At 30.2% G+C, this 21,516-nt stretch carries 21 protein-coding genes and 2 pseudogenes; all 23 read right to left on the bottom strand.

The features are described from left to right. Window positions 1-65: 65 nt before the first annotated feature. The 23 genes and pseudogenes from CXF68_RS04570 to CXF68_RS04465 all read right to left on the bottom strand — a co-directional run bounded on the left by CXF68_RS04570 (window position 66) and on the right by CXF68_RS04465 (window position 21,223). Window positions 66-428, bottom strand: coding sequence for a cupredoxin domain-containing protein (locus tag CXF68_RS04570; protein ID WP_028888311.1), 363 nt, complete (start codon window positions 426-428; stop codon window positions 66-68). An 86-nt stretch (window positions 429-514) separates the two neighbouring features. After that, window positions 515-1,072: a carboxymuconolactone decarboxylase family protein gene (locus tag CXF68_RS04565; protein ID WP_028888312.1), complete on the bottom strand. Its 558-nt coding sequence runs from the start codon at window positions 1,070-1,072 to the stop codon at window positions 515-517. A gap of 476 nt (window positions 1,073-1,548) precedes the next feature. Continuing rightward, the gene (locus CXF68_RS04560) at window positions 1,549-2,397 is read right to left on the bottom strand and encodes a helix-turn-helix domain-containing protein (RefSeq protein ID WP_101043180.1); all 849 of its coding nucleotides are present in this window, start codon (window positions 2,395-2,397) and stop codon (window positions 1,549-1,551) included. Window positions 2,398-2,607: 210 nt separating this feature from the next. Beyond that, the gene (locus tag CXF68_RS04555) at window positions 2,608-2,823 is read right to left on the bottom strand and encodes a hypothetical protein (protein WP_157821854.1); all 216 of its coding nucleotides are present in this window, start codon (window positions 2,821-2,823) and stop codon (window positions 2,608-2,610) included. Between the two features lie 295 nt (window positions 2,824-3,118). Continuing rightward, the gene (locus tag CXF68_RS04550) at window positions 3,119-3,445 is read right to left on the bottom strand and encodes a hypothetical protein (RefSeq protein ID WP_101043178.1); all 327 of its coding nucleotides are present in this window, start codon (window positions 3,443-3,445) and stop codon (window positions 3,119-3,121) included. Between the two features lie 110 nt (window positions 3,446-3,555). Further along, complete coding sequence (locus CXF68_RS04545) at window positions 3,556-3,795, bottom strand: hypothetical protein (protein ID WP_101043177.1); 240 nt, start codon at window positions 3,793-3,795, stop codon at window positions 3,556-3,558. Window positions 3,796-3,913: 118 nt separating this feature from the next. Further along, window positions 3,914-4,483 (bottom strand): hypothetical protein, encoded by a 570-nt coding sequence (locus CXF68_RS04540; RefSeq protein ID WP_157821853.1) that lies wholly within the window; start codon window positions 4,481-4,483, stop codon window positions 3,914-3,916. 12 nt (window positions 4,484-4,495) lie between these two features. Then, window positions 4,496-5,629, bottom strand: a complete 1,134-nt coding sequence (locus CXF68_RS04535; protein ID WP_101043175.1) for a hypothetical protein — start codon at window positions 5,627-5,629, stop codon at window positions 4,496-4,498. 57 nt (window positions 5,630-5,686) lie between these two features. Next, window positions 5,687-6,238, bottom strand: coding sequence for a hypothetical protein (locus CXF68_RS04530; protein ID WP_101043174.1), 552 nt, complete (start codon window positions 6,236-6,238; stop codon window positions 5,687-5,689). 120 nt (window positions 6,239-6,358) lie between these two features. Then, window positions 6,359-7,132 (bottom strand): hypothetical protein, encoded by a 774-nt coding sequence (locus tag CXF68_RS04525; RefSeq protein WP_101043173.1) that lies wholly within the window; start codon window positions 7,130-7,132, stop codon window positions 6,359-6,361. Between the two features lie 14 nt (window positions 7,133-7,146). Beyond that, window positions 7,147-7,743: a hypothetical protein gene (locus CXF68_RS04520; RefSeq protein WP_101043172.1), complete on the bottom strand. Its 597-nt coding sequence runs from the start codon at window positions 7,741-7,743 to the stop codon at window positions 7,147-7,149. A 156-nt stretch (window positions 7,744-7,899) separates the two neighbouring features. Continuing rightward, entirely contained in the window at window positions 7,900-9,435 is a 1,536-nt protein-coding gene (locus tag CXF68_RS04515) for a hypothetical protein (protein WP_101043171.1), read from the bottom strand. An 87-nt stretch (window positions 9,436-9,522) separates the two neighbouring features. Beyond that, window positions 9,523-10,185, bottom strand: a complete 663-nt coding sequence (locus CXF68_RS04510; protein WP_101043170.1) for a hypothetical protein — start codon at window positions 10,183-10,185, stop codon at window positions 9,523-9,525. Window positions 10,186-10,291: 106 nt separating this feature from the next. Beyond that, window positions 10,292-11,749, bottom strand: coding sequence for a hypothetical protein (locus CXF68_RS04505; RefSeq protein WP_101043169.1), 1,458 nt, complete (start codon window positions 11,747-11,749; stop codon window positions 10,292-10,294). Between the two features lie 71 nt (window positions 11,750-11,820). Beyond that, entirely contained in the window at window positions 11,821-12,243 is a 423-nt protein-coding gene (locus tag CXF68_RS04500) for a phage holin family protein (protein WP_101043168.1), read from the bottom strand. Continuing rightward, window positions 12,236-12,667, bottom strand: coding sequence for a TIGR02594 family protein (locus tag CXF68_RS04495; protein WP_101043167.1), 432 nt, complete (start codon window positions 12,665-12,667; stop codon window positions 12,236-12,238). The genes CXF68_RS04500 and CXF68_RS04495 overlap by 8 nt, the downstream gene beginning before the upstream one ends. A 202-nt stretch (window positions 12,668-12,869) precedes the next feature. Further along, a complete protein-coding gene (locus CXF68_RS04490; protein WP_101043166.1) occupies window positions 12,870-13,280 on the bottom strand; it encodes a hypothetical protein in 411 nt (136 codons plus the stop codon). Between the two features lie 563 nt (window positions 13,281-13,843). Further along, window positions 13,844-14,179 (bottom strand): annotated as a pseudogene (locus CXF68_RS04485) (SMI1/KNR4 family protein); the annotation flags it as partial. Window positions 14,180-14,225: 46 nt separating this feature from the next. Then, window positions 14,226-14,351, bottom strand: a pseudogene (locus CXF68_RS21170) (HNH endonuclease); the annotation flags it as partial. A gap of 12 nt (window positions 14,352-14,363) precedes the next feature. Further along, entirely contained in the window at window positions 14,364-14,522 is a 159-nt protein-coding gene (locus CXF68_RS20490; RefSeq protein ID WP_157821852.1) for a hypothetical protein, read from the bottom strand. A 40-nt stretch (window positions 14,523-14,562) separates the two neighbouring features. Next, window positions 14,563-14,889 (bottom strand): hypothetical protein, encoded by a 327-nt coding sequence (locus tag CXF68_RS04475; protein ID WP_101043163.1) that lies wholly within the window; start codon window positions 14,887-14,889, stop codon window positions 14,563-14,565. 4 nt (window positions 14,890-14,893) lie between these two features. Next, window positions 14,894-17,428 carry a zincin-like metallopeptidase toxin domain-containing protein gene (locus tag CXF68_RS04470; RefSeq protein WP_101043162.1) on the bottom strand — a complete coding sequence of 845 codons (2,535 nt, stop codon included), beginning with the start codon at window positions 17,426-17,428 and terminating at the stop codon, window positions 14,894-14,896. Between the two features lie 258 nt (window positions 17,429-17,686). Beyond that, window positions 17,687-21,223 carry a hypothetical protein gene (locus CXF68_RS04465; RefSeq protein ID WP_101043161.1) on the bottom strand — a complete coding sequence of 1,179 codons (3,537 nt, stop codon included), beginning with the start codon at window positions 21,221-21,223 and terminating at the stop codon, window positions 17,687-17,689. Window positions 21,224-21,516: the final 293 nt, after the last annotated feature.

The raw sequence follows: 21,516 nt of genomic DNA, 5'->3' as shown, positions 1-21,516 counted from the left end.
ACATTATAACAATAAAAATCCCGCAAAATTGCGGGATTTTCTTTTACTATAAGTTAAATAAAAAATTATTCAACAGTTAAAGTATATTGAGGAGTTGGATTTAAAGGGCAAAAATATACATATTCACCTTTCTTTAAAGTTACTTTTTTAGAAGTAGACTTCGAATTATTTTTAACTACAGAAGTTACATATGCATTTTTAATGTGGTTTTCTGCTTCTACTTTTCCTTTAGGAGCTAATACAAAACCTACATCATGACCTACTTCTTTATTAGAAATTTCAAAGATATATGTTCCTTCACTTAAAGTTAATCCTTTTTGAGTAAACTCACCTTTTGTTTGTTCTAAAGATACTGTTTTTGCTTCTTGTGCGTTTGCTTGAAAACTAACACTTAATACTAATACTAAAATTGCGATAATACGTTTCATTTTATTGGATATTATAATTAAAAAATTTATTTAAAGAATGAACTTTTACTGTAGCTTTCTGCTATAAATAATTGTTCAAATTTTTATTAAGAATTTACAGTAAACTTCCCTGCTTCTACTTTTGGAAAGTCAACCTCAGTTTTTGCAATATGATTTACATAGTTTGTTAATGTGTTAGAAACTACATTTAAAACAATTTCTAAGATGTCACTATCATTATATCCTGCTACTTTTGCTGCTGCAATTTCATCAGAACTTATATTACCTCTATTTTTAGTAATGCTTTGTGCTAAGTTTAAACCTGCTTGTACCTTTTCATCAGCTGCCAAACCTTGTCTGTTTTGTTCTGTTTCAGCATCTGTTAAGCCATTCATTTTACCTATTGCTGTATGTGCAGATAAGCAGTAATCACATTCGTTCTCTTCAGCAATTGCTAATGCTAGTTGTTCTCTAAACTTATTAGAAAAATTTCCGCTTGCAGTTAAATCACCTAAACTTAAGTAGGTTTGTAATGTAGCTGGTGAATTACCAAATACTTTTATTAGGTTAGGTATAAAACCTAATTTGTTTTGTACAGCATCAAATAATTCTTTTGATTTCCCTGTAGTCGTTTCTGGATTTAATGTTTTAATTCTAGTACTCATATTTTTATGTTTTAATATTATTATTTAGATTCTTCACAATTACACATTTCTCTATCAGGAAATTGTTCGTCATACTCTTGATAACCCCAACAGTTAGGACATTGATTATTTTGTGTTGCTTTCATCTTTTTTGCATTTTATTTAACCGAAAAACTAATGGTTAAAAATTCTAGTACAAAGATGCGATGAGAATAGGGTTTTAAAATTGGACAAAAGTTCCTTAAGCTTGGACTTAAACCATTTCTAACTTAAAACAACTGTAATAAAGTGATTATTTTACAGTAATTTCAAACAAAAACTGGTATTAATAATAAAATGATTTCTTAACCTATGTAAACAAATTAGTTAAAGAGTAGTTTTATCTTTGCAGTATTATTACACATAACATATCCCCATATGTTATTCCCCCTTAATAATATACCCCCTTATACTCGTAGCCCTTTGTGTGTTACGAGTTTTTTTTGCTCTTAAAAGAATTAGAGCTCTCTTTGTTCTTTTTGAAATTGTTTTGGTGAATGCCCTGTTGCTTTCGTAAAAAAGCGAGAAAAGTAAGCAGGATCATTAAACCCTAAATCAAACGCAATATATTTTATAGTTTTTGTAGAATACAGTAGCCTACGTTTGGCTTCAATTATAATTCTATTTTTAATAAAATCACTCGGACTTTTAACGCCTATTTTATTAAAGTGCTTTGTTAATGACTTGGGTGAAATTCCTAAACGACCTGCATAATCAGTAACACTGTGTAGTTTTTTAAAGTTTAACTCTACTAACAAACTAAAATCTTTAAATAGCTTCGTTTCAACAGCTTCTTTTACAACGTGGTGTTCTTTTTTTATACGAACTGCATGTATAATAAACTGTTTTAAATAGGCTTGTAACATATCATATTGCGCAGTTTCTGTATTTTCGAATTCATCTACTAAGCTTTCAATTATAAAACTTAGTTTCTGAATATCTTTTTCACATGGTTTTACAAATGGAGTTTCATAGATATTATTGAACAAAATTCCGTTACAAGCAACCTCAGCATCATGCGCTTGTATGCAATAAAAATCTTGTACAAAGCTTAATTGATATGCTTCTTTAATTTTTTCTGAGTCTACAGAAAAAATTTGCCCTGGTGATAAAAAAAACAAGACTCCGCCATTAAATGAATAGCTTTCAAAATCGATATGATAAGTTCCCTTACCTTCTTTTATCCAAAAAATTTTATAAGTATCTATTTGTTCTGGCTTATTTACTACGCATGCTTTTTCGAACTGTACGGTTTGCAATGAAAAAACATCTTGGTATTTATAGGTTTTTATATCTTGAATAGCCATTTCTTACATAGTTTTATTCTTAGTCGAAAAAATTAAAATTACTGACATAAAAAACATTAGACATTTTAATAATAAGTTAATCAGTTTGATGCAAATAAAGCATCTAACTTAAAAAGAGTTATCAATAATTGACAACTCTTCTTAAAATATTTTATCAAGTTATTTTAACTTACCTTCTTCTTATAATTTTAGGTTCTATCTAATAAATATTTACTCAAAATCTTCTAATTTAATAATAAATTCTTTTTTGTTGTACTTATCTAAAGTGAATAAGAGATCATCGTAATATACCTTGAAATATTCATAGAACTCCTCATTGGTATAACCATATCGTTCATGTTCTAAATCATAATTATCGAATAATGCATTGAAATCATAATTTGGATGTGCTAAAATCCATTCAAATACTTCTTTTTGTTCGTTCACAATATCCAACTTTGCATTAGAAACGTCAACAGAATCAATTTCTTTATAAAAATCTTTTACTTATCTATATTTTCTAATCTCTATTATTGTATTACCTCCAAGACCTTTCAAGGGAATTCGACTACTTAAATTTGGGGTATCTTTTAGTTGTTTGATATATTTTAATCCCATCGTTATTTCTTTTTTGTAGCAATTTAAATGTTTTAAGCAAATATACTCCCATAGATAATTCTAATGACTAAAAATGGCACTTACTATTAGCAAGCTCCTTTTACAGTTTTATAAAATATTTTAATTATTTATAATCATATCTATCTTCAGCAGGGTACCAATACAGGTCTAAGCTTGGTTCCAATGACCCATTTTTATACTTTTTTAAGGTGTTTTCAAGGTTTAAGGTTCCAAGAGAAACAACTCTTCCTGTTGTGTTTTCAACTAAAAAAGGACCTCCTCCAGCTAATGATTTATTTGGGTTACCCAAAAAACATTCTTTGGTATTATAATAATAAATATTACCATATTCCTTTTTTATATAATCATCATATAATTTAAGTTCCAATTCGCTTTTTAATTTAGTTAAATAACGTTCTGCTATTTCTAGCATTTCTTTATCTGTTAACATTCTATTATTTTTATTTAATCCGATGGCGCGGATTTGCAATCCGTGAAATAAACACACCTTTTTTTTAAATATAATTTTTTAAGAACCATATTTTTAGCACTATTTCCCTTCTAATAATTTTCTATATCTTCAGGTTCTATAATGCTATCATCAACATATATATAAGTATCTTCTTCATATTGCTGTATATATTCTTTTGTAGAATGAGCTGTACCAAACTGAATAATTCTACCTGTTTCTTTTTCTACCAAAAAAGGAGCATTCCCTAGGATAGCATAATCATCATTTTTTGTTTCGTAATGTTTTTTACTACCATATATATATTTCCATAAGGCTTTTTTATAGTCCATTCTTCAAGGGAAATCACAGGGATATTCGATGATTTCTCTTTCTTTTTTAATAATCTGTCAGCGATATTTCGCATTTGTTTATCAGTTAACATGCTTTAAATTATCATTTTAGAATGTTTTAATAATACGCTTTCCATTTATCTGGATTAGTTCTTAAAATAAATTTTTTAGAAGTAATTTCTATTTCAGAGATAGGAGAATCTTCTACAGTAAAAATTATAGATTCAGATGATTCTTTTTTTGAAAATACTTTACCTTTTAAAGTTTTTTCTATTGTATCATTTAAATCTTGTGATTCAGTAAATACTAATTCTAATTCTTGTAAATACCTTGTGTTCGTTTTTTCATAATCATCCTTAAAAATACGTAGTATCAAATGCTCAATATCTTTACGCTTCATCTCTTCTTTGGGCATATAAAAATCATTCATACCTAAATAATCTGGATATTCAGTATCTATAATAGGAGTTTTTATTTCATAAAAACACCCTCCATAAAACTTATATTGAGCATATTTTTCCTTGTAGCCGAGTATAATTAATTGAACTGCCTTGTTCAATTCACACTCTTTCATTTTTTTGTTAAATGAACTTACAATTTGCTTGTACTGCTCCTCTTTAGGATCTACTCCGTCTAAAACCAACTTTCGTTGATAGTACAAAAAGTCTAAATTTATATATGTATTCATTGCTGTTATTTTTTAATTAATATAATTAGTATATGTTATTTTGTCTTTTATTAAATCAAATATTTCATTAAACACTTTGGCATCTATTCTACTTGTATTTCCTACAGAAATACTATAAGCAAATTTATATTTTTCCTCTATAGATTTTATTTGTAAATCTAACTTAACTAGTTCTCTTTCATAATTTATAAACTTAATATTATTTCCATCAGTTATATTACCGTTTTTAATACTAAAAACACCTCCGCTTGGACCAACAGCTCTTAGTTCTACTAGCCTATTACTCATAAAAAACTTAAGATCTTCAATACTTAAGCCCGTTCCTAAAGGGTGATTATGTGTAACAATACAATTTTCAATATTATTTAAAATATAATCTGGCCATATAATTTCCCCTTCTAAATTAGAAGTATGCTGTGCTTCAAACTTAGTTCTTTTATTATAGACACCACCCCATTCATTCTCTTCTAATTTAAATTGATTCTCAAATTTTTTAATTTTATATGGGGCTTTATCTAAAGTTTTTGAAACTTGTTTAGACAATCTTGAACTGTAATCTCCAACATTCTCTGCTAATTCATTTATTTCTTTGAGAGATCTTCTCTTAACAGCCACGTCAATCTCTCCTTTTTTAACTAAATCATCTAAGTTTTTCTCAAATTTAGGATTTCCTAAAAGCTCTCTTGCAGTAGTTTTGAGTTTTCCTTTTAAAAACACCGAAACTTCACCAGTCAACGCTATCATTTCTAGATAAAAAAGGTATTTAGAAATACTTTTCCCTAGCTCGGTATCATCAATACTAGTGAGTTTTAACAAAGTATTTACGGCTCCTGAACTTACTTCAATTACACCAGCTACTGCCTTTGTTGCTGCAATTGCTGTAGTTACTTGTTTGGTTTTATAAAGTAAGGTTTTTCCGTTTTTAAGGAGTTTTACTAAACGCCCTACTTTTATCAGATTACCAACACCTGATACAGTAGTTAGTATATCAACTCCATATTCTACACCTGTCAATACATTTTCCCAAAAAGCTTTTTGTTCATTTGCATATAACAAGAATGCAGGTAGCTTTGTAAAACGAACGCCTTCTTTTTGGTCTTTGTCTTTTAATAGAAATGCAGGGTTTTTACCATTCTGTAATATCAATGGCGAAAACGGATGGTAGCTATATTGGTGTTTTTCTTGCTTTTCTACTATTATTTTTTAATCGCCATCTTCTCTTTCTATCGTTTTTTCTTCAAATTCACCTGTTTTTATATTAACAGAAATATCTATTAGAGGTTGGTCGCCCTTCCAGTTTATGGTTGCATTATCAGAATGAAACCCTAAAATTTTCTTAGATTGATATGCTAAAATTACAGGGGATTTATCAGTAATAGCTATTAATTTATTGGTTTTGGGATCAATATTCGCATACGAGCTCTTTTTCCAGATACTCCAAATAAAATAGACATAGGTTTGAAAATGTTCTCCATCTAAACCATCAATTAGCTTGTATAAAAGTATTTTTTTATCTGCTCTTCTAATTAATAAGTTTTTAATAAAAAGATCGTTTATTTCTTTACTTCCAATGTCTTTCTCTTCTAGTACTTTTAAGCCATCTATGGTTTTTGTTTTTTGCTTATATGTGTACCTAAAATAAAGTATTCGTAATGTTTTTATAATTAAATCTTCATCATTAATACTTAAATAATTACGTACATATCCTTTAGATAAATCTTCCAGTAAACTCCAAAGAGAATCAATATTAAACACATAATATAACGGTTGCGCTAAATGATATACAATAGCTGCTTTATTATGTAACTTACTATTATTATAGGCAGGTGCTATTTTTTCAATTAGTTTAATTAAAAATAAATTACGCCATTTAGATTAGTAATCTGTATATTCATTGTAATAGTTAAAGATTGTTTCGTTTAAAAACTGCAATACTGTAGTAATGTTTTTACAATAAATACGCAGCCCTATAAATGGGTAATCTTCTTCCGTTGGGGCTATACCTCTTATTTCATTACTATCTTTTTTATAATAATACGATAAGCAATAGCTAAAGCCACTTCCAAATGATTTTGAAATAACAGGAAATCTATGAATCAAGTTACTTTTAGTGTTCGCAACTACTTTAATCGTATCTGCTATTGAATTTCCGTATACACTTGTATACTTATAAGGAACAACAGGGTAGCTTTTTAAATAGGAAAAAGTACTTGCTTGGAAAGCGGCATAGTTACTCAAACTATTTAAGGTTGCCATTTGAATAGAAGCAACTAAAGTATCCTCTTGATTTACATAAAATTCATAACCATCACTATATAACTTATCTGGAATAATTATTTCTGTAATGTAATTTTCTATCTCTTGCTCAGCATATAAATCTAGGTTTTTATCATAAGTAATCGGCCTGTAAAAAACACCTGTGGAATACTCTCGTTTTACAAAAGCTCTATTATCCTTATCTAAATATAGTTTTTGTGGAACATCAACTCTTTTATATTGCAATCCAAAATCTTGAAAACTTATTGTTTCTTCTTTAAAAGTAGGTTCTTGTGTTATTTTTTTAATCAGTATTTCTTGATTAGTTTTACTATTTGAATCACCAACTTTTAAATAACTAATTAAATCTTCTATTGTTGTTAATGTTATCATTTCTTTTTCTTTTTTTAATCAAACAATCGCCATCCTATTCCTATATTATGTGTAAGTTGTTTATTTGCAAGGTTTACTCCATAACTCGCAAACCACTTTCCTTTTCGGTTGTATTGTACCCCAAAGGTTAGGTTATCGAATGTTTGAGTATTGCCACCAACCTCAGAGAACAGATATAGTCCGCTACGATACGTTTTAGGATGTTCAATTGTTTTAGTAATGGTAATTTCTCTAGGTACTTTCAATTTATAGGCTAATTGGCTACCTAGTAATTTCCCTTTTACCAAATTGTAACTATAAATTTCTACATCGGTATTATTTAGAGTATCTCGGTATATTTTGGCTGCTATAAAATTTGTGGTATCTTTTATAAAAAGGGTGTCTTTTACTATCTTAGTTACATCGTTTTTATGAACATATACTTTTTTATATTTTACTGTTTGTATTTTTAATGTATCTATTTTAGTTTGCCAGATAGTATCTTTTATGATCGTGATTTTAGGTTTTTCAATCGCTGTTTTATTTGTTCTTTTTGAAAATAGATTGATACATAAAAGCACTATAATGACACCCAATAGAAATCTATCGGTTTTATTATTTAAAAAATTCATGTTGTTTTCTAGGTTTAAAAAGTGTTTGTCATTCCAAAAATGTGGTAAACAAGTATAGAACCTCATCAGAATGACAAAAAAAACACTAAGTATTAAAGGGGAAAATAGGGACTAAAAACTATTGTTAAGGGTTAGATTTTGACTTTAGTTTTAAGTTTATGGTGTATAAACATTTGTTATATATGACACTGAAACCCTTATAGTTCCATTGGTAAACGAAATGTTTTGTATCTGAATATCTCTATCTAAATAAGCGAAAATCAATCCTCCAGCTCCAACACTTTGACAACATATAAGTTTCTCTAACTCTTCTAAAGTCAAACTAGAATTTGAAAATGCCCCAATACTTCCACTAGCATTTACCAATGTTGAAAAAGGTAAAGAACTTATTTTAAAAGCACTAGAAATCAAACCATTAACCCCAGATAAAGTAATATCTAGTTTAACTAAGTTACCTATTCTTACATACCTCGAGTAAGAATTAGAAAAAGTATAACCAGAAACGACAGGTGTAAAAACCCCTTCTTCATAGAAGTTTGCTTTAATTAAACCCGCATTTTCTGCATTTGCTATTGGTAATATCGCATCTTCTCCTGTACTAGAAACAATGGTTCTTGTATTTGCATTGTAAGACAAATCTGTATTTAACTCTTTCGAATTAGGTAATAATTCATCACCTTTTATAGTTTTTTGCACACTAAACGTTCCTTTTACAAGAGGTGCATAACTAATATTATTATATAGCTCATTTCCAAAATTATCTACAACAGAGTTACTTAAAGGAGTTAGTATTACTTTATTTACAATAATTTTAACCTTACTATTGAAATCATCAATTGATTTTTCATTTGAAACATAATTAACAGCTAAATGCGTACGGCCTTCTATTGTAAATTTACCTACATTAACTGTTAAATCTTTTATCGTATTCGATAACATAGTTGATTTTAGAAAATTCGTAGTAAGAGTATTGTTATCTGCATTACCTGACACTCTAAATTTAGTTATAATGTTAATAGGACTATTATTTTGGGTATGAATAATCACATCTAAAATAATCTCAACCTGTCCATAATTCACTCTAGGAAACAATATGACTGGTTCATTTTTAACTGCTAAATTATAATTAGAAAAAATACTATTTTTTGGTATTATTGAAATCGTTTTAGTAGAATTTTTACTGCCATCGTTTCCAAAATAAGCCTCATACCTTATATCTTCTTTTAATTCAGAGTTTATTATAGGTCTATTAGGGTTCGCGTTGTCAATAGAAATATTTATTCCTGCTTCATATTGAATCGCTGCCCCCTTTAAACTATTTAAATCTAAAGTAAACGTTGAATTATCATCGCGTGTAAAAATTGCCAATCCATTTTCATCTACCCTACCACTAACCAATCTTGATAAATTAGTATCATCAACATATGATGTTAAATCAATTTCTTTAACTACTTCCCCGTCTTTTAATAATGACAGTTTATTCGCAACAATATCTGATAAGCTATATACTGGCTCTTTTTTTTCTGAAGCCACACTCACTTCCCCTGTTTCATCAATTACAAACCTTCTGTTTGCTTCTCCTTCGGGTTGTTTACTGTCTACATAACTATCAATTAAATCAGCATATTGTTGTTGTGTTGGCTTATCACCAGTTTCGAAATGTTTTTTTAATGTTTCTTTATTTTGTTTCATATTTGTTCTCTTTTATCTGTTTTTAAATTATTTTTTTTGATAAAAAAGAGGCGCTAAAAACTATTGCTAGCGACTAAACTTTTTGTCTTATTTAACTTTAATTACGGAGTAAAAAACAGTTATTTTAGCTGTTAAATTCCCTCCTGTTCCTGTTACCTTTGATTTTATAGTTAAAGGTTTATTGAAGGTATTAATTGAAAGATCACTACTTGTTGGTTTTCTTATTGCTATTTTCCTATCTACTTTACTTATATCCATAAACGCACTTTGCCCTGTATAATGCTCAGCGTTAATATCAGTTTCAAAAATTGGTTCTGTAGAAACCCCTAAATATGAAGAAGTTATACTTACATCAAAAACGATTTTATGTATTGATAGTAAAGTATTTTCTCCCTGTGCAGGTATTAATTCGTAAATACTTGCTGTATTTAAATCAGCTATTGTAAGTGTTTTAGTTATTTTTAAAATAGGTTTATCAATAAAACTTGTTAAATCAATTTCTTCTTTAATAACTCCGTTTTTTAATAATGCTAATTTTTTTTCTAATGTTCCAGACAAAGTGTATTCTGATATTTCTTGTCCTGAAGCTACATTCACTTCACCTGTTTCATCAATTACAAACCTTCGGTTAGGTTCTCCTTCTGGTTGCTTATTATCAATGTAGCTGTCAATTAAATCAGTATACTGCTCTTGTGTTGGTTTATCGCCTGTTTCGAAGTGTTTTTTTAATGTTTCTTTGTTTTGTTTCATGTTTGTTCTTTTTTATCTGTTTTTAATTATTTTTTTGATAAAAAAGAGACGCTAAAAACTAGATGCTAGCGTCTAAACTTTTTGTTTTATTAATAAGGCTGTATTTTTATATAATTTGGGTCGTTACAATGTTTCCTGAGTTATCAATACTAACTCTATAATCTTTTGCTCCATCTGGTGTTTTAAGTATTACACCCTTACCTGCATTTGTACTAATATAATCACCTGTTGTGGTCACCTCTATTATGTTATCATCTCCTAAAACTACTTGATTAGATTTAGTAGGTTTTGAATTAGCCCCTAAAGAAGTTGAGTTATTATACACAAATTGCGATACTATTTTATACACTCCTGCTCCATTTTGAAATCCTCCACCTATTAAACTATCTAAAGTGTTTTCATCTATGACCTTAAACTTGAATACTTTTTCTCCTTTAGGAATAATAGGAGGAGGAGTGTTTCCTACTAGTACTTTCAATTTAAGATTAACATGTTCCCCAACAGCTCCATAACCATGTGCAGTACAAATAATTCTATTTGACACATTAAAAACAGCACTCGCACTTTTTTCCTTAGAAACATCCTCATCAAAATTAGCATAAGAGTTAAAACCTAATGAAGAGTTATTTTCACCTTCATTATTTATCATACCTCCACTACCAACTGAACTTGCTTTATCACCTCCATTAAGAATTAAATTCTCAAATCCATGTCCAGAAGAATCATTCGAAGTATTTACCCTTAAAGAAGTATGGCCATTGGCTGTATTATTATTTCCTTTATTTAACTCTAAAGAATTAGAACCATAACCATTGTTTCTATCACCTTCATTACCACTCATTACATACCTACCAAATCCATTATTATTAGAGCCTTTAGAGTTTCTTAAAGAACCTGTACCCATTCCATTACTGTTAGACCCGTCGTTATTTAATAGGCTATCATAACCAATTCCATTATTATCTCCTCCCTTATTATTCCTAAGAGAATTATTACCAACTCCATTAGATCTTATAGCTTCATTATTTTGTAAAGAGTTTCTCCCAAAAGCGGTGTCATCATTACCTATATTATTTTGTAACGCATCTTCTCCAAAACCATACGATTTAGGATTAAAAACCAAAATAGGGGCGCTTGAATGAGGACTTTGCTCTTGAGTTCTGAATAATGGTTTTCCATCATTACCTTTTAAGTATAACCTGTGAACCGCTTTATTTGGTATCGTTTCTGTTTTACCTAACTGAATTAAATTATTACCTAAGTTAACATCACTTATGGCTCCTATATATGGTACAAATGAGCCACCACCACCTGTAGAATTGATAATAGGTTGTAAGGGATCTGAATTATCAATAGTAATGTTAATTCCTTCTTTATATTCTGGAATCTGCAATCCTTTAACCACTATTACTTCACCCATTTCATCAATTACAAACCTACGATTCGCTTCTCCTTCTGGTTGTTTACTATCTACATAGCTATCAATTAAATCTGAGTACTGCTCTTGTGTTGGTTTATCACCTGTTTCAAAGTATTTTTTTAATGTTTCTTTGTTTTGTTTCATGTTTGTTCTTTTTATCTGTTTTAATTATTAATTTTTGATAAAAAGAGGCGCTAAAAACTAGATGCTAGCGACTAAACTTTTTCTTTCTTTTTTTGTTTTTTGGATAATGGTTCTAAAGTACTTTGCAAACCTGTTTGTTTCAACAAATTATGCAATGCTTTAAAAGGGTTTACTCCATAAATTTTATTATAATTCTCTAAAATTGATTTAATTTCAGTAACAGCAATAAAGCCTGCTATTATTTTTAAAAACGGCACTTCGTTTACAATGTGTTTTTCTAAAAAGTAAGCAGATATAATTACTAGGTTATATATAAAAAACTTAGAAACCGTATGTCCAAATCGTATGCTACGAATAGGAAAATTATTTTTAATTGCTGCATACGACCCTGTAATAAAATCAACTATTATTAGTAATACCATGGTAGTTAACACTCCATTTAAAGGCGACAATAAAGCTAAAAGCCAAAAAATGAGATGTGAAAATTTATCCATTCTTTTTTAATTTTCTAAAATCTAACACTCTTTTTTTAGGGTATGCTTTTATACTTACACTATCTCCTTGATTACCTCCTAGCAAATACACATATCGATTGGTTTCTTTAACTAAAAAACCTACATGCCCTTTCCAACTATTTGGATGATCTCTCCATAACACGACTAAATCTCCTTGTTCTGGAGCCATAGTAGAGGTACCTACTGTTAACCAGCTACGTGCTGTTAACTTGTTTGAATTTTCATAACCTGCTTGTTTTGCTACCCAATTTACAAAGGCGCTACACCAAGCGGTTTCGTCTTTAAATTTTGATCGATCATACCCTAACGATACAAAGTAATTTATAATTTGTGGATGATCTTTAGCTCCTTTTACTTCTTTTACTCCGTATTGCGATAACGCTGTTGACATTAAACTATTCATACATTTTTTTGTTTTTTTATGTTAATGCTAGCAGATAAAAACTATTAAATTTTAGATTCTTTTTCTTTCTCTCCTTAACTGGATATAGCTTAATCTCATTTTTTAGTCTCTGCGTAACATTAAAGGTTAATAAATAATAAACTATTAGAAAAGCAAGACAAATATACAACATATTACAAGTCAAAACAAAACAAATTACATTTTATTTTGTAAAATGTTTATAATAGTTGTTTTCACCAAACAATACCAGTCCGTTTTTAACCGAATGGGTATTTAAAAAAGTGCTCTTTAAGGTATCGAACTGCATTTTAAAAGCTTGCTTGTAAGCACATATCTTAAAACACATTCCGTCACCTTCTATTGCAATGCCCAACTTTCTTTGTAAACCCTCCTTTTCCCCTTTATCAATACACTCATTAGCAACAACAAGCAAGTTAAACTCCTTTAACACACCTTGTATGTGAGTGAAAAATGTTATCTGAAACACCTCATTTTCGAAATTTTCTTCTGAGAATTCTCCATTTACAAAGGACATAGATCCAGACAGGCTAATCGTATTTTGTATTCTTGTTATTTTAAACAATCGTTCATAGTCTATCTTTGTAATTTCCATAGTTTTTCCATACAAAATACAAACATATGTTTTAAATACTTATATGATTTTGTTAAAATAAGAATTCGTTGATTTTTCACTAGAATCTGTAAGTAAAAACATAGTTTTAGATAGTTAAAACCTTCTTTAACAAAGAAAAATCGCCTAGAAAATTAATTCTAGACGGTTTTTCCCATAAATATTTAATTATAAAGTTACAATTCCTTAAAATCAGTTACCATAATAAGCTTCTCTTGCTTCTTGAACTTCATTTTTAAAACCATTAATATCTGGCGAGAATTTTTCTAATAACTCTTCTAAACAATTAATAAAATCTTTACTTTATAATTCATAAGACACTTTTTAAAATGTTGAACTTATCCATTATACAGATAAAAGGTATAACTCTTTAAGAACAGTAATGGTTGTTTCTGAATTTTTGAATAATAATTTCTCAATCTCATCAAAAAAAAAACCATCTTCATAGGGTCATTTACATGGGTTTTTTTCCATGTATTTCACATCTTTTTTAATTGTTTTTGTTAACTCATTCATTTTCTTTAATTTTTAGAAGATTTAAATCACTAATAATCGTTATTTAAAGAAAGTCCATCTAAAAATTCTTCAAAAGAATTTGCAAGAAACTCAGGTCCTATACCCCCCATATCCATAGGTAAATAATAAACCTTACCATAACTAACTCCTTCATTTAAATCCATACATATTTGATTTCCTCCTGGATCATACGCAAAAGGAAGGTAGCCAACAGGTAGAAAATCCTTTAAAGATTTAATCTGATTTCCTAATGTTATTCTTCCATTTTTAATTGGATTAAAATGAGCTATAGTTACCCCTTTAAAATATTCTTTTTCAGGAGCACCTCCATTAAACATCAACATATGTTTTTTATATGTTTCAGGTAAACTTAACTTTTGATTTTCTCTTTGGTCAAATAAAAATTATTCATTATAAATATTTTGTTAATGGAATTGAAAATACTGATTGTCCTGCCGAGCCAAAATGCTTGTAGGTTGCCTCATGAGCCTCCCTACGAACCAATTGCATTGTACACATTAAACCTTCATCTAAATCATCTAGGTGATGTCAAGTATACTCTTCCAATATAGCTTTTCTTTTTTTACTATCTGTTATACCCCTTTTTTGAAAAGGCTTCTCTGAAAAAGCTCTGGCTACCTTAACAGACTCATCAATCCATCCTTTTAAAACACCTAGGTGCTTTGGAGATATTTTTTCTAAAAACAAAAGGTAGTAATTTTGAAAACTATCATTAACCTGTTTTAAATCACCTGCTTAGTTCTGAATGATAATATTCATCCTTACTTTCATTATAAGAAAGTAAAAAATTACTTTTTTTCCAAGAAACAAACGTTACCAATTGATCTTCGTCATTTACAACCACCATAGGAGTAACCTCTCCATTTCTCCAATCGTCTTTAGTAAAATTGAAACTTACTAACCAATGATTATAATCATAAGGTGGTGTTTTTTCAAAAACACGTCCTTTTTCAATTTTAAATTCTTCCCAATGACCAATATCTTTCAACGCTTTTCTTGCTAATGCAACAGCCTCTTCTTCTGTTAAATAAACTTCTTCTAAACTTAGTTCCATAATATTATTTTTTATATCTTATATTTTTATAATAAGGTTTTTCAAGTAATTCTTCCATTTCTTGTATTCTATTCCATGTTCCTATTTCACCCCTAGCTGTTTTTTTATAATAAAAATAAGAGTCAACTAACTCTTCCTCAGTCCATTTATTTTTAGTTTTCCAAATTTTATTCCAAACACTTTCTTCATGTTTCCAGTTAGAAGTTTGGTAAAACTTTTTAGTTCCTAAACGCTTCAAATCTTCTAAATGCCAGAGTTCATGTTGCCAAGTAAGCTCAGTAACCTCCTTTCTAAAGAAAAGTGTCGGGGGAGGTCCTTGCTTAAAACTACCTAAAACTTTACGAGCATTCCAATCTTTGAGTTTTTTTACATTAGTAGTCTCATCAACAAAACGAACTTCTAAATTGAAGTTTTTATATTTTTGTAAAAGTTTTTTAATTCTCTTTTTTAAAACTCTTTCAGAAAGCAAAATTCCCCCGTCAAAATCATTAAATTTCCTTCTTTCTAAAACCTCATCCAAATGTTGTTGAACTTTCTTTTTAGCATTTCCACCACTTTTACTAATATCATCAATTTTATTTAGAAAGCCTTCAATGGCAGTTTTACTTCCTTCAAAAATAGTTTTATCAGCTTGTTTTATAGCATATATTACTCCATCCGCTCCTTGTACTAAAACTTTTCCTGTTTCAGGATCTAACTTCTGTACAATCACAACTCCTAAATCAAATAATAATTCTAAAACAGCCTCAAAACCTTTAAATAATTGATTAGCTACCTTAATCAATTTATCAACAAACTCATCAATCCATCCTTTTAAAGTATTTAAATGTTTTGGCAGGTTTTTAATAAGCTCTTTTAGTTTTTGAATTATCGTTAAAAACGTATTAACCGTTACCGTAGCTGTTTTAGCTACTGTTCTGGCAGCCATATTCAGCAATTCTTTATACGATTTAAATACTGCTTTTACCCCTTTTGCGATAGTACCTGTACCACCCGTAGCAAAAAACATTACCACTTCAGAAGCTATAAAACCAACTAAAAACCCTAGATAATATCCTATAGCACCCGGATCTATTGTTATTTTTGCATTTGACGCTTTTGTAAACAACCCTAGCAATAACTTTGCTGTTGCTATTGGCATACTTATTAAAAATTGCCCTAATGCTTTTAAGTTTTCTACCGTAAAAACGCTCGCTACTAAATCTAATAAATTTTCAAAACCTTCTGCTAATAAGCGTAGGTAATGCCCTGGTTTTTCAAAGAACTTTCCTGCTTGAACGACACCATTTAAAACATCGATTAAGATAGCTAAAATATCAAAAAAAGATTTAAAAAAATCGATAATACTATTAATAAGCCCCACAAGTAAACCGTTAATAAAATCGTAGTTGTTTTGCAAATGTTCTTTCACTCCATCTAAAAAATCTTTAACCACACTAGGAATGTATTGAAGCAACTTGGTAATATAATCAACCTTAAAAGGCATCAACTCTTTAAACAACCAATGCTTATTAAAACGCTCTGCAAACGAAGCAACAACTCCTTCTAACGGAGTTACATAGGTTTTGTATATTGAATTTGCTATTTTTTCGGATGAAAAACTTTCGTTAATTTTAAGCTTTGGTAATAACGGATCGTACTTTGGGTTTTCTTTCCCTTCTATTTCAGTTTTCCAATAATTATCACCCAGCTTTAATTTTCCAATTTCTTCTCCTGTACTTTTTAAGAATTTTGATGAATTACTAAAAGTCACATCAGCTCCCCAACGTACCATTCTTCCCCCAGTAGCCAACACCAAATAAAAATTACTTTCCTTGGTTTTTTTTAGCTCCTGCTCTATCATTTTACTTAACTTATTCGCAATAATATCCACACCATACGCTCTGGCAATTTCCGCAATGTGAATTCTATTCGTTTCTAAAAGTGTATTTACATTTTTTCCTTTTTTTATTCTAAATACGGTACCAAATAAATTACTTCCCGAGCTACGCTCTATAAAAATAACTACCTCGTGTGCACCTACTTTTTTAACAGCTTCATAAGCTTGCAAAAGCTGTGCTCCGTCTTCAGAAATAAACACCGTTACAAAAGCATCATATTCGACACTCTTTACATCTCTAGGTAATGGTGATGGATTTGCATTTACAATTACCTCTTCTAAATCAATACTATTATCAAGCTGTATATAAAACTTCTCGTTAATTTTGTAATACGGTAATGTTCCGTTTTGAAAATCAGCTATATTCTCTTGAATAAAAGCGAAGTTATCATCATTTTCCTCGTATTGAAGCTTACTTACTTCTCCATAAGGCGGATTGTTTTCTAGAAAAAAATCACCGTATTCACCAGATAATCTACTATTAAAATGAAGCAACCACTTATCTGGACTCTTCACTCCTTTTTCTATTTCAACATATACACTAGAACTTGGTACTGTTGTTTCTTTTATTTTATTTTGCTGAACATCTGAAAACACCACCAAATCTTTAAAATTGGTTTTATGTTTAAAATGCTTGGATCCATATTCATGAGCATGCATATTTTTTGTTTTTATTAATTATTAAAAAACAAACCACACCCAACCCTCCTCGCTACAAAGAGAAGAAGGAATTAATAACTACTATAAGTTTTGCTATTTTTTTACAGGTGGGCTTGCGATTGCTTGTACAGAAAAGGCTATCTAAAAGATTCTCATTTTTAATGAAATAAAGCAGTTTTTAAAATCTTAAAATTACTTAAATCACACCTCTTTCTTAATGACGTTTACTGATTCTATTTTAGACAACCTCTTATACACTTATGTTACATTGTTGTTTTTACCAACAATATCAAAATCAACACCGTCGGGTGATGTTTTTACAGAATCAAACATACCTCCTTCTCCACAATCTGGATTACATGGTAAACCTCCTTCATTCAAAGCAACAGAATCTGCTTGCAAAACAGTTAAAGAAGTAGGCACACGAGTTTCCCAAACACCTTCTACCTCACCTTCAATCGTTTGCATTTCCTCAGCAACAGAAACATATAAATCATCATCGGTATCGGTAACCATACCTTGTCCGTTCCAAATTTCACCAGTTTTCATATACCAATTTACTGACTCTTCAAAGCCAGGACGTACTGGTACCACACTACGAGCCATACCACTTTGTAAAAAGGCTTGAAAAATAGGGTCATTACCTTCGTTATATTCAAAATTTGCATCCCAATTATCATCAGCTCCATAAAAATACGGATAGAATGTATAGGCCATAATTTCCCAATCAAACGCTTGCTCAAAGAATTTTACAGCTTTAGCATGCTCATCAAACTCTGAAGACCTAGCCACATACCTATGATCAATATTACCACCATCTTCTTGATAATTATTCCGAGAAACCTCAACGCTATGTGCTTTAGCTATTAAATCAATCGCAATACGTTTTAATTCACGTTTTTCAATACCACGATTAATTTGAGAGCTTAATTCCTTTTTCTTTTCACTAGGTTCTTTTCCTATGTTTTGATTTACAATAAACTCATTATATTCCTGTAAACGCTCATTATAAGCATCCATAATCGCTTTATAGGTTTCGTTTTGCCATTGTTCGTATACCTCTTCAGTTCTTTCACAATGAATTGTCACATTAAAATTACCCGAATGTATCTCCCAAGTATGATATGAAAACGGCACTGAATCTATATATCTATCTGAAAAATCATAATGACCCCCACTAACAGAGTTATTCCCTACAACTCTCCTTAGCTCATCTCCTAACCCTATAGATAAATTGGTATTCCTATTCGTTTTTTGAGTTATAGACCAATATACTGTCCCTCTTGTCGCCGAATAACCTTTAGGTACTTTTATCTCATCTGAAGAATAACCTGAAGCATTATACTTCCCATCATCTTTCTTAAATGCCTTACCTATTTTTACACTACTCTCAATTGGTGCTTTAACACCCGCACTATATATAGATCCAATTCTTTGGTAATTATTTTCATTTAAATCTCTCGCATTTTTCACCCCAATCACTAACTTACTAGGATGAATTGGCTCTTTAGGAATAATCAACCCAACATTTGTCTTTTTATCTTCATCATCATTTTTCAAATATGATTCGATAAAAAACTTAGCTGGCTCTGGCAAAGAAAATTCATACATTAAACGCTTACCGTAATTAATTAACTTATTTTTATAAATCTTATCAACCCAACGATATACCCCCGTAACATGCTTATCACCTTTTCTATTATCAAAACCATGGGTATTATTTTCTTCAAATTCTTTTAAAACCCTAGAAGTTCGCTTTGTACTTACTTTTTGCACCACACGCTCTAAAGCTCGCTCTGTAACCTCTTGCGCATAGGTTTGCGCTTCTAAATTAGAATTTGAAGCTGAATTAGATGATGATGAATTAAAATTTGCACCAGCACTAAACTTAACACCAATACCTCCACTAACACTTGCATTCGCTCCAAAACTAGTTGCATTATCACTACTTACAATAGACGATGTTTCGCTTTGCAACTCATTACGCTCAGTAGAACTAGTATCAGTTAAATTTTCAACCTCCTTTTCTGAACTTTTCTCTGTTGTTTGTTCAGCAGATGTTAAATTTCTTGTAGAACGTTCTTTATACTCACGCGCCATAATATTTTCGATATGCGACACTTCACCTGGCACATAACAACACACCTCTTGCTCTACACGTCTAAAATCTGCAATTCCTAATTGCGATATACCATATAAAACACCATCTCCCGCATCTTCTAAAATATCACCTGTAAGAATATCACCACCTGTACTCGCAGCACCTTCACTAGCCACAACTTTTGTAGCAACACCAGAATAATTACTCATAAACCCACGACCTTCAATAGACCTTGAATTATCTAATACATCTACAAATAATGCTGTATTAAATTCTAACTTTACACCATTACTTAATGTTAACTTCCCTGAAAAAACACGCATTCCCGAAGTCAAGTTTTCTCCATCGGAAAAAAAACTTAGGTTTACTAAATTACTTGAACCTGTAAACACCCTAACCTCAGTACCAGAAGCGACTAACGTTCCATCTGTTTTTTTCAACTCATAAGTGACATCTGTAACAGACGCATTAGCATACCCAGCATTTAAACTCATAGACATAGCACTCTTGTTCCCTATTCTAAAAGGCATTACCATACCTGTAAAAGAATACAATTGCCCCCCTTTCATCGGGTCTACAATTATTTTTGCTCCCGCTATAGCTACTTTTTTAACATCTTGTGGAGTTTTTTGATACACTAACTGATATTCCTTCTTTACCCTACTATTCAAAGCCGTTTTTACCTCTGAAAAAGTATCATACACCTTCAGCTCATCAGAATTTAACAATTCTAATGTTTTTACTGAAAAAGCAGCTCCATCGCTCTTAACAAGCTCTGCCTCTTTTTCAAATTCAAATTTTGGTAATTGTAATTCTGGATACGTTTTTGACTGCTTCTGAAAACCTGTTTTTGAATCTACTATTGTCTGTATTTCTGGCACCGCGTCTTGCTGAATTTGATCTATAGTCGTTTCATAAATCTTTAACGCTGCATCGTATCGTAATTTTTCTGCTTTTTTGTAAGCAACTTCTACCTGCGCTAATTCTTTTAACGATGCTTCTTTCTGCCTAATTCTGTCTTTAGCCAACGCTACTTCTAAATTGGCCTGCATATAATTTGATGCTTCTAAAGAAGGCTTTGCAACAGTTGTTTTTGACTGTTGTTGCGTAGAAATAATTATCTCTTTAGGAATAATAACACTCGCATTAGCTCTACGCACAAATTCTTTTTCATTTTCATCTGTAAACACAATTTCCCCACCCTGTTCCGAAGAAAAACTACCTCTAAAAGCAATAAAAACTTTTAAAAATTGATTCGTGATTAATAATTGAATTAATCGCTCTCGAACTGATATTGATTCTTTATGTATTGTTTGGTAAAATAAATTATTCCAAATAACAAGCTCTTCTTCTAAACTAAGTACGTTAGCACCAAATAAATTAGCTTCTATACTGGCATAAGATAAATACGATTTATTACGCATTAACCAACCAGTAAACTCATACAAATGTTTATGCTCGTTTCTAATTCCTTTCCTACCTGCTACTGGAGTAAAGTCTACATTATAAGCACCTTTTAAAGCTGCTTTTCTTGCCGAGACCGTTGTCATCCCCTTAACAGACGCAAGCGCCTTGTTGTTTAAATTTTGCCCTTCCGGAAAAGAAACAAACCCTATTTCCTTGTCTTCAATTAATTGCGGACTACGTAATGTTACAAACCTAAATAGGTTTGACTTGATTGGTTTTTTACTCATTTTTTTAAAATTTTAATTAATTTTTAATCAAGCTCAAAAAGAGCCCTGTTTAGTTGCTTTTCTAACAGTTCTTTTTTCTTGATGTGGATTTTATTCAAAAGAATGTTTGAATAAACGAGTATAGATTTCAAAAAAGTGAAGAAAATCAAGTTGAAATCTTAAAAAACAATCGCTAAAACTACACAAATGTTTGATTTTTAAAGTTTTTACGTATATTTGCGATTAATTACATTGCAAATATAACACATTTTACAAAAACAACAAAACAAAAGTTTGATTTATTTTGTAAATTG

Origin of the sequence: Tenacibaculum sp. Bg11-29, from assembly GCF_002836595.1 — a bacterium.
GTDB lineage: Bacteria > Bacteroidota > Bacteroidia > Flavobacteriales > Flavobacteriaceae > Polaribacter.
Note: the sequence above shows the minus strand (reverse complement) of the source record. Positions and strands in the feature narration are given on the sequence as shown.